The following is a 13,820-nucleotide window of genomic DNA, read 5'->3' as shown; positions in this document are numbered from 1 at the left end:
TGAGTTTTTCCCCAAGGAGCGCAAGGATGCGTTATCTGAAAGTGATTGCTCAGGACCGTAGTGGTCATCAAGCAGCCGACACGCTGCAGTTCCTCTTCTTCGACGGCGGGCAATTGCTGGGCGAGGCCACGCTGGCGGATCGGCAGCGGCTGCGGGTGCTCGGCAAGACCTATCTGAAATGCGCCTGGTCCAACGCCGGGTCGAGTGACGCCCGACACTTGCGGATCTTCGCCGAAAACCCCAGCGCCGACGGCAGCCCGGAACTGGTGCGCCTGCATTTTCATGACGGCCCGCAGATTGCTTACAAAGCGGCGGCGCGGGATCTGGACAACGACGGCGAACTGGAGCTGATCCTCAGTTCGGACGTGGACAACGACGGGCACGCCAACCGCACCGACCGCGCTCGGGTGAGGACCATGGCCAAGGAGTTTTTGCGCCTGGGCTGGAAGTAGCCGGCGGGTCTGTTCCGGCCGGGTGAGATCACAACTGCCGGGCTAACAGCTCGACTTGCTCCTGGCGTTCCGCCTGGCTCAATTTTGCCTGCGGGTTGAGCGAGGACCATTGCGGATGGGCGCGGGCTTTGTGCAGGGCATCGGGCAACTTGCCTTCGCGCCAGGTTTTGTCTTGCGGCGTGGCCACCTGGATGCTGTCCATCGCCGCATGGCCGCGCTGGTTCAGCGCGTGCAGCAATTGCCGTTGGCGCAGGGCCAGCAAGCGCAGCACGTTGTCGTCCACGGTCAGTTCGCGTTGGCCGCGGATTTTGCCGAGTAAGCGGCCGCCGTAACTGCGCGCGGTTTGCAGCGCGCCGCCGGCAATCGCCCCAGCCAGGGCCGCTGCGCCAAGGGTCAAGCCGCCGACCAGCAAATCGACGCCAGCCCCCGCCGCCGCGCCGGCCGCGATCCCGCCACCGACCCGCACGCCCAGTTGCTTGAGGGTTTCCGGGTTGAACAGGTCATCGCCCCAACGGCCATCCAGCAACGGCAAGTCGCTGGCCGAGGCGTCCTGCGGGCGAAACGCATACAGCGTGAGCAACGCCTCCACGCAACGCTGCTCACGCTGACGCACGGCTTTGCGCAATTCGCTGATCGCTTGCTGTTCCCGTTCGGCTTCACTGACTACGCTGCGTCGGCAGGCTGCACAGTCGATCAACAATTCGGCGATCAGCCGCGCTGCGCTCTGTTGTCGGGCCAGGCGCTGGGTCTGTTGATCGTCAATCAGTCGTTGCAGTTGCGGGCGGGCGTTTTCCAGTAAAAGGGCGAGGCTCTCATAGAGACGGCGTTCGCCATCTTCCGGCGGCGCGACGCTGTCGAACCGCACCAGCGCATGCAGCCCCAGCCGTGCCAAGGCTTCACGCCAGTCCGGCTCGCGGTGCTGGGCGCTGCTGACAAAATTGAGCACCGGCAGCAACGGCTTGCCGCAACTGGCCAGCACTTGCAGTTCGTCGCGGTATTTGGCCAGCACCGGTTCACGGGCATCGATCACATACAGGCCCGCATCGGAGGCCAGCAACTGGCGCAGCACCTTGGCTTCCTGCTCGAAACGCTGGCGCGCTTCGCTGCCGTCGAGGAATCGCGCGAGCCGCGCCGGGCCGTCGAGGCGTTCGCCGGGGCGCTCCAGGCGTTCGAGGAAATCCAGCAGGGCGATGGCGTCCTCCAGGCCCGGCGTGTCGTACAACTCGAGCAGGGCTTCGCCGTCCACCGACAGCCGCGCACCCTCGACGTGCCGCGTGGTGCTGTGACGGTGCGAGACCTCGCCGAAGCCGACGTCGCGGGTCAGGGTACGCATCAGCGAGGTCTTGCCGACGTTGGTGTGGCCGACCACCGCGAGTTTCAGGGGTTTAGTCATGCCCGGTCTCCAACCAATGCAGCGGTGCGCAATCGGCAAACGGCAGGTTGAGTTGCTGCAGTGCGCTGTGCCAGTCGCCCAGGCGTTCGGCGTCCAGCGCCTCGCCCGGTGGCGCTTGCAACAGCCACACCCGTGTGGCCCCAGCGCTGCGCGCCAGTTCGCCGATCAGCGCCAGGCTGCCACGGTCTGGCGAGCGTCGCGGATCACAAGCAATCGCCAGTCGTGCCGGGGGGAAGCGGCCGAGTTGTTCGAGCAATTTGTGCCGCGATTCACGGCTGTCGAGGATCCCGGCGTTGCTGACGCTGGCCGGCAAGGTCGGTGGCCAGGGGCGTTGCGGGTCGAGTTCGATGGCGACCAGCAGCGCGCCATCGCTCTGGGCGTTGCTGACGCCAGTTTCCACGCGGTGCAATTGCTCCGGCGCGGCGTCGCTGACACCGAGGCGCTCGCTGGTGGGCATCAGGCGTTCGCGCAATTGCCCGTAGCCCGGCAGGTTCAAGTCCAGTTGCAGGCCGGCGCGCCCGACTTTCCAGCGCCACAGGCACAGCAGCGCCAGTAGCAGGCGCGGCAGCACGCCGTACACCAGCAACACCCCGACCAGCCACGCGGCCCAAGCCTGGCGGGCGCTCTCGATATTCAGCGCGGATTCGCCACTGGCGCGGATCATCTCCACGGTCGGCACGCTGAAACCGAGCACGCCGGGCAGGGCGCCGAGGGCTTGGGTCAGGCCGACGAAAGTGTCGCCGCCAAGAATCGTGGTTTCCCAGACGAAGCCGTAGCGCCGGGTGGCCATTAGCAGCAAGGTGATCACCAGCGCGCTGAGCAACGCCAGCAACCACAGGCTGTTGACCAGCACGCCGATCGCCCAGCGGTTGAGTTTGCGCCGTTGCAGCAACAACAGTAGCGCTGGCGGCAGTTGCGCAGCCTTCGCATCGCGGGCGAGCTTTTCGCTCAGCCACAGCCACAGGCGTCCAAGGCTGGCGCCATGTTCGCCGGCAAACACCAGACCGAGCAACCAGCTCAGCAGCAAGATCAGATTGAGCCCGAGCAAACTGCCCAACGCCCAGAACACATTCACCGGGGTCTGCCCGTCGCCCAGTGCGGCGAAGGCCAGGCCCGCGCCGCTGACCACGGCGAACACCGCCAGCAGCAGCAACGCCAGGCGCGCGCCTTGCAGCCAATGGACGAGGGCGCCGCTCAGGCCATCGCGCTCGGCCAGCCACAGGGCGCGGCGTTGGATGCGGGTCGGCAGATCGCCGCCGGCGCTGCGGGCCAGGCGATTGGCTTCCAGATCATCCAGGGGGCCGGCGTGTTCCTCACGCAGGCGCACGGCTTCGGTCAGCCAGAGGGTGTGCAGTTCCGTCACGCGTCGTTCCGTCGTTTTGATGAGTCGTGAGCATAACCGCTGTGGCGCTTATCGGGGTACGCGGCGCTCTGGTATCCTCGCCGGCATGACTAAATCACTCCCCCTCAGCCTGATCGCAGCCCTCGGTGAAAACCGCGTGATCGGCGTCGACAACAGCATGCCCTGGCACTTGCCGGGGGATTTCAAATACTTCAAGGCCACCACCCTCGGCAAGCCGATCATCATGGGTCGCAAGACTTGGGATTCCCTCGGTCGACCTTTGCCGGGCCGCTTGAATATCGTGGTCAGCCGCCAGGCCGGCTTGGTGCTGGAAGGCGCGGAGGTTTATCCGTCGCTGGAAACCGCCGTCGTTCGCGCTCAAGCATGGGCGAACGAGCAGGGCGTCGATGAGGTGATGCTGATTGGTGGCGCGCAGTTGTACGCCCAAGGCCTGGCCCAGGCGGATCGGCTGTACCTGACCCGCGTGGCGCTGAGCCCGGAGGGGGATGCGTGGTTTCCGGAGTTTGATCTGGCGCAGTGGAAGTTGGTGTCGGATGTGGCGAATGCTGCCGAGGGCGACAAGCCCGCTTACAGCTTCGAAATCTGGGAGCGCCGTTAAACCTGTGGCGAGGGAGCTTGCTCCCGCTCGAGTGCGCAGCGCTCGCAAAAACTTGGGGCCGCTGCGCAGCCCAACGGGAGCAAGCTCCCTCGCCACAAGGTTGCTTAAGGCTTGAGGGGCAAGCTCCCTCGCCGCAGGATGGCTTCAGGCTCAGGCGTGAGCCAGCGCCGAGTGCTCATCCGCCTCCAGCAGTTCTTTATCGGTCTGCTGCATCAACTGGCTGGTGATCGCCCCGGCGGTGATCGAACCGCTGACGTTCAGCGCGGTGCGGCCCATATCGATCAATGGCTCGACGGAAATCAGTAGCGCCACCAGTGACACCGGCAAACCCATGGCCGGCAGCACAATCAACGCTGCAAAGGTCGCGCCACCGCCGACCCCGGCCACCCCGGCCGAACTCAGCGTGACAATCGCCACCAGCGTAGCAATCCACAGCGGATCGAGCGGGTTGATGCCCACGGTCGGCGCCACCATCACCGCCAACATCGCCGGGTACAGACCCGCACAACCGTTCTGGCCGATGGTTGCGCCGAATGACGCGGCGAAACTGGCGATCGATTGTGGAATGCCCAAACGGCTGGTTTGCGCTTCGATGCTCAGCGGAATGGTCGCGGCGCTGGAACGGCTGGTGAAGGCAAACGTCAGCACCGGCCAGATCTTGCGGAAGAAGCGCAACGGATTGATCCCCGCCGCCGACACCAGCACGCCATGCACCACGAACATCAGCCCGAGGCCGAGGTAGGAGACCACCACAAAACTGCCGAGCTTGATGATGTCTTGCAGGTTCGAACCGGCAACCACTTTGGTCATCAGCGCCAGCACGCCATACGGTGTCAACTTCATCACCAGTCGCACCAGGCGCATCACCCAGGCTTGCAGGGTGTCGATGGCGTTGATCACTTTCTGACCTTTTTCCACGTCATCCTTAACCAGTTGCAGCGCAGCGACGCCGAGGAATGCGGCGAAGATCACCACGCTGATGATGGAGGTCGGCTTGGCCCGGGCCAGGTCGCCAAACGGGTTCTGCGGGATAAACGACACCAGCAATTGCGGCACATTGAGGTTGGCGACTTTGCCCGCGTAATCGGTCTGGATGGTTTGCAGGCGCGCCAGTTCCTGGGTGCCGGCCACCAGGCCTTCGGCGGTGAGGCCGAACAGGTTAGTCAGGCCGATGCCGATCAGCGCTGCGATCGCGGTAGTGAACAGCAGGGTGCCGATGGTCAGGAAACTGATCCTGCCCAGCGACGAGGCGATGTGCAGCCGCGCCACGGCGCTGAGGATCGAGGCGAATACCAGCGGGATAACGATCATTTGCAGCAACTGCACGTAGCCGTTGCCCACCAGATCGAACCAACTGATCGACGCCTTGAGCACTGGGTGACCAGCACCATAGATCCCGTGCAGCGCCACACCAAACACCACGCCCAGCACCAACGCCAGCAAGACTTTCTTGGCCAGGCTGAACGAGGTGTGGCGGGTTTGCGCGAGGCCGGCCAGCAAGCCAGCAAATACCAATAGATTGAGAATCAGCGGCAGATTCATGACAACTCCAGAAAGACCTGTACTTGCCGCCTTCCAGGGCGGCTCCGAGCCGGCAAGCCTAACAGGCTGATATCTAATGAATTAATACTGAAATCGCATGACCTGCGTCGCTTTTGGAATATAAAAAGGTCGTTTTTGGACACGCGACTGGCGCGATCGGGACGCAGCCAGTCGTGGTGGGGCGAGGAGCGTCACACCGATTTGCTAGCGTCGATGTCTTTGAATCAGGGAGAAAGGCCGATGAAATTCGCTCCGAAGTTACTCGCCGCCGCACTCTGCCTGGGCCTCGCCGGCCAGGTCCTTGCCACCGACCTCAGGCACTGGCCCGCCGACCAGGCCAGAGCGCTGAACGCGATGATCGCGGCCAACGCCAACAAGGGCAATTTCGCCGTGTTCGACATGGACAACACCAGCTACCGCTACGACTTGGAAGAGTCGCTGCTGCCGTTCATGGAAAACAAAGGCCTGATCACCCGGGACACCCTCGACCCGTCGCTGAAACTGCTGCCGTTCAAGGACACCGCCGAGCACAAGGAGAGTCTGTTCAGTTACTACTACCGCCTCTGTGAACTCGACGACATGGTCTGTTACCCGTGGGTGGCGCAGGTGTTTTCCGGCTTCACCCTCAGCGAACTCAAGGGCTACGTGGACGAGTTGATGGCGTCCGGTAGACCGGTGCCGGCCACGTATTACGAAGGCGACGTGGTCAAAACCCTCGACGTCCACCCGCCGAAAATCTTCGCCGGCCAGCAAGAGCTCTACAACAAGCTGATGGAGAACGGCATCGAGGTCTACGTGATGACCGCCGCGTCGGAGGAACTGGTGCGCATGGTCGCGGCCGATCCGAAGTACGGCTACAACGTCAAACCGCAGAACGTGATCGGCGTGACCACGCTGCTCAAGGACCGCAAAACCGGCGAGCTGACCACCGCGCGCAAGCAAATCACCGCTGGCAAGTACGACGAGAAAGCCAACCTAGGCCTCGAACTGACACCCTACCTGTGGACCCCGGCGACCTGGATGGCCGGCAAGCACGCGGCGATCCTGACGTACATCGACGAATGGAAAAAACCGGTCCTGGTCGGCGGTGACACCCCCACCAGCGATGGATACATGCTGTTCCACGATGTCGACGTGGCCAAGGGCGGCATCCATCTATGGGTCAATCGCAAAGACAAATACATGAACCAGCTCAACGGCATGATGGCCAAGCACGCAGCAGCCCAGGCCAAGGAAGGCTTGCCGGTGACAGCAGACAAAAACTGGGTGATCGTCAAGCCCGAGGAAATTCAATAACTGCCGAGAGTGGGTGTGGGAGCCACGATGATGTGATCGACGCAAGCCTGCAGTGGGAGCGAGCCTGCTCGCGAAAGCGCCGTGTCAGCCAACCCATATTTGTCTGACACTCCCTCTTCGCGAGCAGGCTCGCTCCTACAATTGACCGAGTTGAACACAAAAAAGCCCCGCACTTGGCGGGGCTTGGTTTTACGGATGAATCACTGCACCAGCTTGTCCAGCAGGGCTTTGTCCCGCACGGCGCCCTTGTCTGCGCTGGTCGCCAGCAAGGCATAGGCCTTCAGCGCGGTGGTGACTTTGCGCGGACGCACTTCCACCGGTTTCCAGCCTTTCTTGTCCTGCTCGGCACGGCGCGCGGCCATTTCTTCGTCGCTGATCAGCAGGTTGATCGACCGATTCGGAATGTCGATCAGCACTTTGTCACCGTCGCGGACCAGGCCAATCGCGCCGCCGGCCGCTGCTTCTGGCGAAGCGTGGCCGATGGACAGGCCCGAGGTACCGCCGGAGAAACGACCGTCGGTGAGCAAGGCGCAGGCTTTGCCCAGGCCTTTGGATTTCAGGTACGACGTCGGGTAGAGCATTTCCTGCATGCCCGGGCCGCCTTTCGGGCCTTCGTAACGAATGATCACGATGTCGCCGGCCTGTACTTCGTCGGCGAGGATGCCGCGAACGGCGCTGTCCTGGCTTTCGAAGATTTTCGCGTTGCCTTCGAACACATGGATCGACTCGTCGACGCCGGCGGTTTTCACCACGCAGCCGTCGAGGGCGATGTTGCCGTAGAGCACGGCCAGGCCGCCTTCTTTCGAGTAAGCGTGCTCGACACTGCGGATGCAGCCGTTTTCACGGTCGTCGTCGAGGGTTTCCCAGCGGGTCGACTGGCTGAACGCGGTTTGCGTCGGAATGCCTGCCGGGCCGGCCTTGAAGAAGTGATGCACGGCTTCGTCGGTGGTCTGGGTGATGTCCCACTTGGCGATGCCTTCGGCCAGGGTCTTGCTGTGCACGGTCGGCAGGTCGGTGTGCAACAAACCGCCACGGGCCAGTGAGCCGAGGATGCTGAAGATCCCGCCGGCACGGTGCACGTCTTCCATGTGGTACTTCTGGATGTTCGGCGCGACCTTGCACAGTTGCGGTACATGGCGGGAGAGACGGTCGATGTCGCGCAGGTCGAAATCGATCTCGGCTTCCTGGGCAGCGGCCAGCAAGTGCAGGATGGTGTTGGTGGAACCGCCCATGGCGATGTCCAGGGTCATGGCGTTCTCGAACGCCTTGAAGTTGGCGATGTTGCGCGGCAGCACCGACTCGTCATTGTCGTGGTAGTAGCGCTTGCACAGCTCGACGATGGTCCGGCCAGCCTGCAGAAACAACTGCTCGCGGTCGCTGTGGGTGGCGAGGGTCGAACCGTTGCCCGGCAAGGCCAGTCCCAGCGCTTCGGTCAGGCAGTTCATCGAGTTGGCAGTGAACATGCCGGAGCAGGAGCCGCAAGTCGGGCAGGCACTGCGCTCGTACTCAGCGACTTTCTCGTCAGAAGCGCTGGAGTCGGCGGCGATGACCATGGCGTCTACCAGGTCCAGACCATGGCTGGCGAGCTTGGTTTTGCCGGCTTCCATCGGGCCGCCGGAAACGAAGATCACCGGAATGTTCAGGCGCAGGGCGGCCATCAGCATGCCGGGGGTGATCTTGTCGCAGTTGGAGATGCAGACGATGGCGTCGGCGCAATGGGCGTTGACCATGTATTCGACGGAGTCGGCGATGATCTCGCGGCTCGGCAGCGAATACAGCATGCCGTCGTGCCCCATGGCGATGCCGTCGTCGACCGCGATGGTGTTGAATTCCTTGGCGACGCCACCGGCCCGTTCGATTTCTCGGGCGACCAGTTGGCCGAGGTCTTTGAGGTGCACGTGGCCCGGTACGAACTGGGTGAACGAGTTGGAAATGGCGATGATCGGCTTCTTGAAGTCGTCATCCTTCATCCCCGTGGCGCGCCACAATGCGCGGGCGCCGGCCATGTTGCGGCCGTGGGTGGATGTTTTCGAGCGGTAATCAGGCATGGAGCACTCCGGGCGGCTAATCAGGTATCAAAAGGGAAGTGAGCTTCTATTGACGTCTGGAACACTCAGAAATAGCCGTGTGTCCTGAAGTTGCCGATGACTTTGCGGGATCGCCGCTTGCCTCAGCCTGAGCTCATAAACCCGCCGGGGGATGACTGGCGATGAATGCAGCGATTCTACACCGCTGGCGCCAGGAAGGAATGGCGGCAAGCGTTGATCCAGGGCCAGCGGCGTGTGCGGGATGACGATCGGTGGCCATTATTCGCTCGTTGTGCGGGCACGCCGCCCTTCGGCGCGCCGGTTGATTCGGTGGTTCAGTACCAGCGCGGCGCCGCTGAGCGCGATGAAACTGAAGCCCAGGGTGGAGGCCAATTCGATGCTGCTGAGGCTGACGATGGCACTGATCAGCCCGCCGCAGATAAAGATCAAGGTGCTGCCGGCCGAAGCGGCCGTGCCGGCATTGTCCGGGAACAGGCCCATGGCCTGGGTTGTGGCCGCAGGCCTGGCGATGGTGGTGCCGGTGGTGCAGATGAGCATCGGGATCAGCACGCTGGTGACCGACAGGGGCAGCAGGGTCGAGAACAGCAGCATGACCATGCCGGATAGCAGGATCATGCTCAGGCCAAGGGTGATCTGCTGCGACGGACGCATTCGTCGGTTGAGCACCGCAGCCACCAGTCCGCCAAAAACGTAGGCCGCGCCATAGATCAACAGGATCAGGGAGAAATCGTAGCCGGACAGTTGCAGGCGCTCCATGAACATCAGCGGCGAGGTGACGATGAAGGAAAAGTGGCAGGCAAAGGCGAAGGCCGATATCAGCCAGTAGGCGACGAAGTCGAAATCGCCGCAGACCCTTCGATAAGCTTTGAATAGTGCTGGCCGGGTTGCGTTGGTGGCGGGGCGCGGATTGTCGAGAAAGACGCTGGCGCTGAGCAGCACAACCAAAGCGAGCGCAGCGAACAGTAGAAAACTGCCTGGCCAGTCCAGCGTCGATTGGAGCGCCGTGCCGACCAAAGGCGATACGGAAATGCAAACGCCGGTGGCCGTTACCAGCAGAATTCGCAAGCGATTACGCTGTTCACCGTCGAACAAGTCCTGGACCAGGGCTTGGGAGAGCACGAAGCAACCGCAACCCAGGGCCTGCACGAAACGCATCGCCAGAAACACCGGGTAGTCCGTCGCCAGTGTGCAGCCCACGGCGCCGACCATCGCGGTTGCCATGCCCGCGAGCAGCAAGTGCTTGCGCCCGACCACGTCGGACAGCGGCCCGATCAGCCATTGTGACAATGCGACGCCTACCGCAAAGAGGCTGACGGACAGTGCAATATCCGCCGGCGCGGTGCGGTAATGCTCGGCCAGCGCTGGAAACGAAGGCAATACGACGTCCAGCGGAAACACTCCGAGCACCGACATGCTCAACAGCAGGATCACCGCGATACGACGTTGCCCCGGTGAGTTATCCATCGCGCTGCATCAATGCCTTGAGTTCCTTGCACATGGCCTGGCCATCACTTTTCCCGCAACCAACGAAGAACAGCGGCTGCTCGGCACTGTGCTCCAGGCCCAGAGCGGCCTCGACCTTGTCGTCGGTCAGGGCGCCTGTCAGCCAGGTGTTGAGGCCCAGGGCAGTGGCGACCAGTTGAAAGGTCTGGGCAATGTGCCCGGCTTCGACGAACGCCATGCGGTAGGCGCGGGAGTGCGGATACTTCCACCACAACTTATCGAAGCGCGCGGTGATGTAGAGGCCAAGCGGCAGGTTGTTGATGAAATGCTGGCCGCACAGCAGCAAGCCGAGCGCATCCCCCGGCAGTGGGCCCACTGGGCTCAGGGCGTGGTCGGCCGAATGGTAGCGGTACAGGCCCGGATCCAGACCACTGACGTTGTGCACCTGAATGAATCCTTCGCAGGCATTCAGACCACCACCGGAAGGACTGCAGCGGCGATCCCCCAGGCCTTCGGCCACGCAGTCATCGCGATCCGCTTCACGTTCGTGCAGGTAGCCCAGGGACAAATAGAGCAGGGTGCCGAGGTCGCTGAGGGAGAGCGCTTCTCCGGTGAAAGAGCGACAGGTTTTGCGCTGGAGCAATGCGTCGTGCAGGCGGTGTTCAAGACTCGCGGCTGCAGGCAACGGAATGAGCCTGACCGACGGATCTTTACCGCTGGGCGGTGGTGCCGTGGCTTGCACCTCGGTGCAATGGTCGAGGTAGAGACGGGCCCATTGTTCGATGTTTTGGGGGATATGCGCACAGGGGATATTCTTGGTGCCTATATGAAATATCTTGGAAAGATCATCCCAGCCCCAGTCAATATCCGCTTGTTCAGTGCGTGTAAGAATGCCGGCATCCAATAATTCAATGTCAATTGAATGCTGGGGGTTAAATCGTTCGGGGGATTGAGTAAGTTGCAGGATTCGCGAAAGATAATCCTGGCTTAGTTCATATTGTTTGTGGCGCTTATAATCCCAAAGCACTGGGTTGGGCGCACGTGGAATGACGAATAAATAGGGATTGATATGCATGAATGGCTCGCACTGATAATCGACAAAGCCGCCGGTTAGCCGGCACTTCTCGGCGGCTTACTCACTTAGCGGGCTTTGGCGGCGACCACGAAAGCCAGGTTGGCGAGGGTGTTGGATTCCAGATTGATGATTTTCATACGGGTTGCTCCTTATTGTTTTCAAAGTGTCACTTCGTTGTGACGACTTCATCATAGTTTGTGCCTGATGCTTATCAAGGGGAATATGAGTAGGAATATTCCAGTAATTATGTGGGAGACTTCCATGTTTATTATTGTGCCGGTGTTTGTCAGCGTTTAAGTAATTGATTGATAAATAAGATCCATAAAAAAGGGAGCCTTTCGGCTCCCCTGTTAACATCAGCCTGTTTAGCTGTTAGGCAACAGTCGGCAGGTGATGCTTTTGATGTAGCGGGTTTCGGCAATCGCCGGGTGCACCGGGTGATCCGGGCCCTGGCCGCCGCGTTCGAGCATCTGGATGTTGCGGTCCAGGTGGCGGGCGCTGGTCAGCAGGATGTTTTGCAAGTCATCCTCGGGCAGGTGCATCGAGCACGAAGCGCTGACCAGGATGCCGTCCTTGCTGAGCAGGCGCATGGCCTGCTCGTTCAGCCGACGGTAGGCGCCTTCGCCGTTCTTCATGTCTTTCTTGCGTTTGATGAAGGCCGGTGGATCGGCAACGATCACATCGAAACGCTCTTCGCTGGCTTTCAGTTCTTTCAGCGCTTCGAAAACGTCGCCTTCGATGCAGGTCATTTTCTCGGCGACGCCGTTAAGCGCGGCGTTACGCTCAACGCCATCAAGGGCGAAGGCCGACGCGTCGACGCAGAACACTTCACTGGCACCGAACGCCGCGGCTTGCACGCCCCAGCCGCCGATGTAGCTATAAAGGTCGAGCACGCGTTTGCCCTTGGCATAGGGGGCGAGGCGGGCGCGGTTCATGCGGTGGTCGTAGAACCAGCCGGTTTTCTGGCCCTGGATCACCGGGGCTTCGAATTTCACGCCGTTCTCTTCCAGGGCGACCCATTCCGGCACCAGGCCGAATACGGTTTCGACGTAGCGGTTGAGGCCTTCGGCATCGCGGGCGGCGGAATCGTTCTTGAACAGAATGCCGCTGGGCTTCAGCACTTGGGTCAGCGCGGCGATCACGTCGTCTTTGTGGGTTTCCATGGTCGCCGAGGCGATCTGCACCACCAGGATGTCGCCGAAACGGTCGACCACCAGGCCCGGCAGCAAGTCGGAATCGCCATACACCAGGCGATAGAACGGCTTGTCGAACAGACGCTCGCGCAACGACAGTGCGACGTTGAGCCGGTGCACCAGCAGCGATTTGTCCAGCGGCAACTTGACGTCGCGCGACAGCAGGCGGGCGCAGATCAGGTTTTGCGGGCTCATCGCGACGATGCCCAACGGCTTGCCGCTGGCGGCTTCGAGGATCGCCTGGTCGCCCGCCTGGAAACCATGCAACGGCGTGGCGGCTACATCGATTTCGTTGCTGTAGACCCACAGGTGACCGTTGCGCAGGCGACGGTCGGCGTTGGCTTTGAGGCGCAGGCTAGGCAGGGACATGACGTCGCTCCGGAAAAAAGAGCGGGAGTATAGCGTGTTGAAGCTTTCAGCAGGCCGGCGAGTGGACATGTGGCGAGGAGCGGTCTTTAGTGAAACTTCCTTGTTCGACCGGTCAAGCTGTCGACGGCTTGTGGTTAAGGGTTAGAATCGCCGCCTGGTCCAGAGTGAGTACTTATGTCCCAAGAGCTATCTTCCGAGCAGATCCAACAGGCCCTGCAAGGCATCAGCGTCCCGCCCCAACCGCAAATCATGGTGGATTTGCAGATGGAGCAGTACATGCCCGACCCGGATCTGGAAGTGATCGCCAAGTTGATCTCCCAGGATCCAGGCCTTTCCGGCGCATTGTTAAAAATCGTCAACTCGCCTTATTACGGCCTCAGCCACAAGATCGCCTCGATCCAGCGCGCCGTGAATTTGCTGGGCAGCCGTTCGATCATCAACCTGATCAACGCACAGTCGATCAAAGGCGAGATGAACGACGACACCATCGTCACCCTCAACCGTTTCTGGGACACCGCGCAAGACGTGGCCATGACCTGCCTGACCCTGGCCAAGCGCATCGGCGCCCAGGCCGGCGATGAAGCCTACGCGCTGGGGTTATTCCACGATTGCGGCGTGCCCCTGATGTTGCAGCGTTTCCCCAATTACATGACCGTGCTGGAAGAGGCCTACGCCAGCGCCAGCCCGGAATGCCGGGTGGTCGATACCGAAAACCGCGTGTTCAACACCAACCACGCGGTGGTCGGTTACTACACGGCGAAGTCCTGGCGGTTGCCTGAGCACGTCACCGCGGCGATCGCCAATCACCACAATGCACTGGCGATTTTCAGCGACGAATCCTCGCGCCATGCGCACGTGAAAACGCTGCTGGCGATCCTGAAAATGGCCGAGCATATCTGCGCGTCGTACCGGGTGCTGGGCAACCAGGCCGAGGACTACGAGTGGAACGCGGTGGGCCCCTTGGTGCTGGATTACGTCGGCCTCTCGGAGTACGACTTCGAAACCCTCAAGCAAACCATCCGTGACCTGGGCGCTCACTGAGTTGAAC

General features: G+C 61.7%; 11 protein-coding genes. 4 read left to right on the top strand and 7 right to left on the bottom strand.

What is annotated here, in order from left to right; all coding sequences use genetic code 11:
- Positions 1 to 26 precede the first annotated feature (26 nt).
- Positions 27 to 452 (top strand): hypothetical protein, encoded by a 426-nt coding sequence (locus tag RG836_RS05145; RefSeq protein ID WP_310843709.1) that lies wholly within the window; start codon positions 27 to 29, stop codon positions 450 to 452.
- Between the two features lie 28 nt (positions 453 to 480).
- Here the strand turns inward: RG836_RS05145 and RG836_RS05140 are convergent, their stop codons facing one another.
- Complete coding sequence (locus tag RG836_RS05140) at positions 481 to 1,845, bottom strand: DUF3482 domain-containing protein (RefSeq protein ID WP_310843708.1); 1,365 nt, start codon at positions 1,843 to 1,845, stop codon at positions 481 to 483.
- Positions 1,838 to 3,208 (bottom strand): DUF2868 domain-containing protein, encoded by a 1,371-nt coding sequence (locus RG836_RS05135; protein WP_310843707.1) that lies wholly within the window; start codon positions 3,206 to 3,208, stop codon positions 1,838 to 1,840. The genes RG836_RS05140 and RG836_RS05135 overlap by 8 nt, the downstream gene beginning before the upstream one ends.
- Before the next feature lie 85 nt (positions 3,209 to 3,293).
- Between RG836_RS05135 and RG836_RS05130 the strand changes: the two genes are divergently transcribed.
- Entirely contained in the window at positions 3,294 to 3,806 is a 513-nt protein-coding gene (locus RG836_RS05130) for a dihydrofolate reductase (protein ID WP_310843706.1), read from the top strand.
- 150 nt (positions 3,807 to 3,956) lie between these two features.
- Here the strand turns inward: RG836_RS05130 and RG836_RS05125 are convergent, their stop codons facing one another.
- A complete protein-coding gene (locus RG836_RS05125; protein WP_310843705.1) occupies positions 3,957 to 5,348 on the bottom strand; it encodes an L-cystine transporter in 1,392 nt (463 codons plus the stop codon).
- Between the two features lie 240 nt (positions 5,349 to 5,588).
- Between RG836_RS05125 and RG836_RS05120 the strand changes: the two genes are divergently transcribed.
- Complete coding sequence (locus tag RG836_RS05120; RefSeq protein WP_310843704.1) at positions 5,589 to 6,644, top strand: HAD family hydrolase; 1,056 nt, start codon at positions 5,589 to 5,591, stop codon at positions 6,642 to 6,644.
- Positions 6,645 to 6,844: 200 nt separating this feature from the next.
- Here RG836_RS05120 and ilvD read toward each other — a convergent pair whose 3' ends face one another.
- The 4 genes from ilvD to RG836_RS05100 all read right to left on the bottom strand — a co-directional run bounded on the left by ilvD (position 6,845) and on the right by RG836_RS05100 (position 12,772).
- Positions 6,845 to 8,692, bottom strand: coding sequence for a dihydroxy-acid dehydratase (gene ilvD, locus RG836_RS05115; RefSeq protein ID WP_310843703.1), 1,848 nt, complete (start codon positions 8,690 to 8,692; stop codon positions 6,845 to 6,847).
- A gap of 258 nt (positions 8,693 to 8,950) precedes the next feature.
- Positions 8,951 to 10,156: a multidrug effflux MFS transporter gene (locus RG836_RS05110; RefSeq protein ID WP_310843702.1), complete on the bottom strand. Its 1,206-nt coding sequence runs from the start codon at positions 10,154 to 10,156 to the stop codon at positions 8,951 to 8,953.
- Positions 10,149 to 11,210 carry a SagB family peptide dehydrogenase gene (locus RG836_RS05105; protein ID WP_310843700.1) on the bottom strand — a complete coding sequence of 354 codons (1,062 nt, stop codon included), beginning with the start codon at positions 11,208 to 11,210 and terminating at the stop codon, positions 10,149 to 10,151. Before RG836_RS05105 ends, RG836_RS05110 begins: the two co-directional genes overlap by 8 nt.
- Positions 11,211 to 11,575: 365 nt before the next feature.
- Entirely contained in the window at positions 11,576 to 12,772 is a 1,197-nt protein-coding gene (locus RG836_RS05100) for a class I SAM-dependent rRNA methyltransferase (protein ID WP_310843699.1), read from the bottom strand.
- Positions 12,773 to 12,946: 174 nt separating this feature from the next.
- On the opposite strand from RG836_RS05100, the gene RG836_RS05095 reads away from it, so the two are divergent.
- Positions 12,947 to 13,813 (top strand): HDOD domain-containing protein, encoded by an 867-nt coding sequence (locus tag RG836_RS05095; protein WP_310843697.1) that lies wholly within the window; start codon positions 12,947 to 12,949, stop codon positions 13,811 to 13,813.
- Positions 13,814 to 13,820: the final 7 nt, after the last annotated feature.

Origin of the sequence: Pseudomonas rhizozeae (genome assembly GCF_031583775.1) — a bacterium.
Taxonomy (GTDB): Bacteria; Pseudomonadota; Gammaproteobacteria; order Pseudomonadales; family Pseudomonadaceae; genus Aquipseudomonas.
Note: the sequence above shows the minus strand (reverse complement) of the source record. Positions and strands in the feature narration are given on the sequence as shown.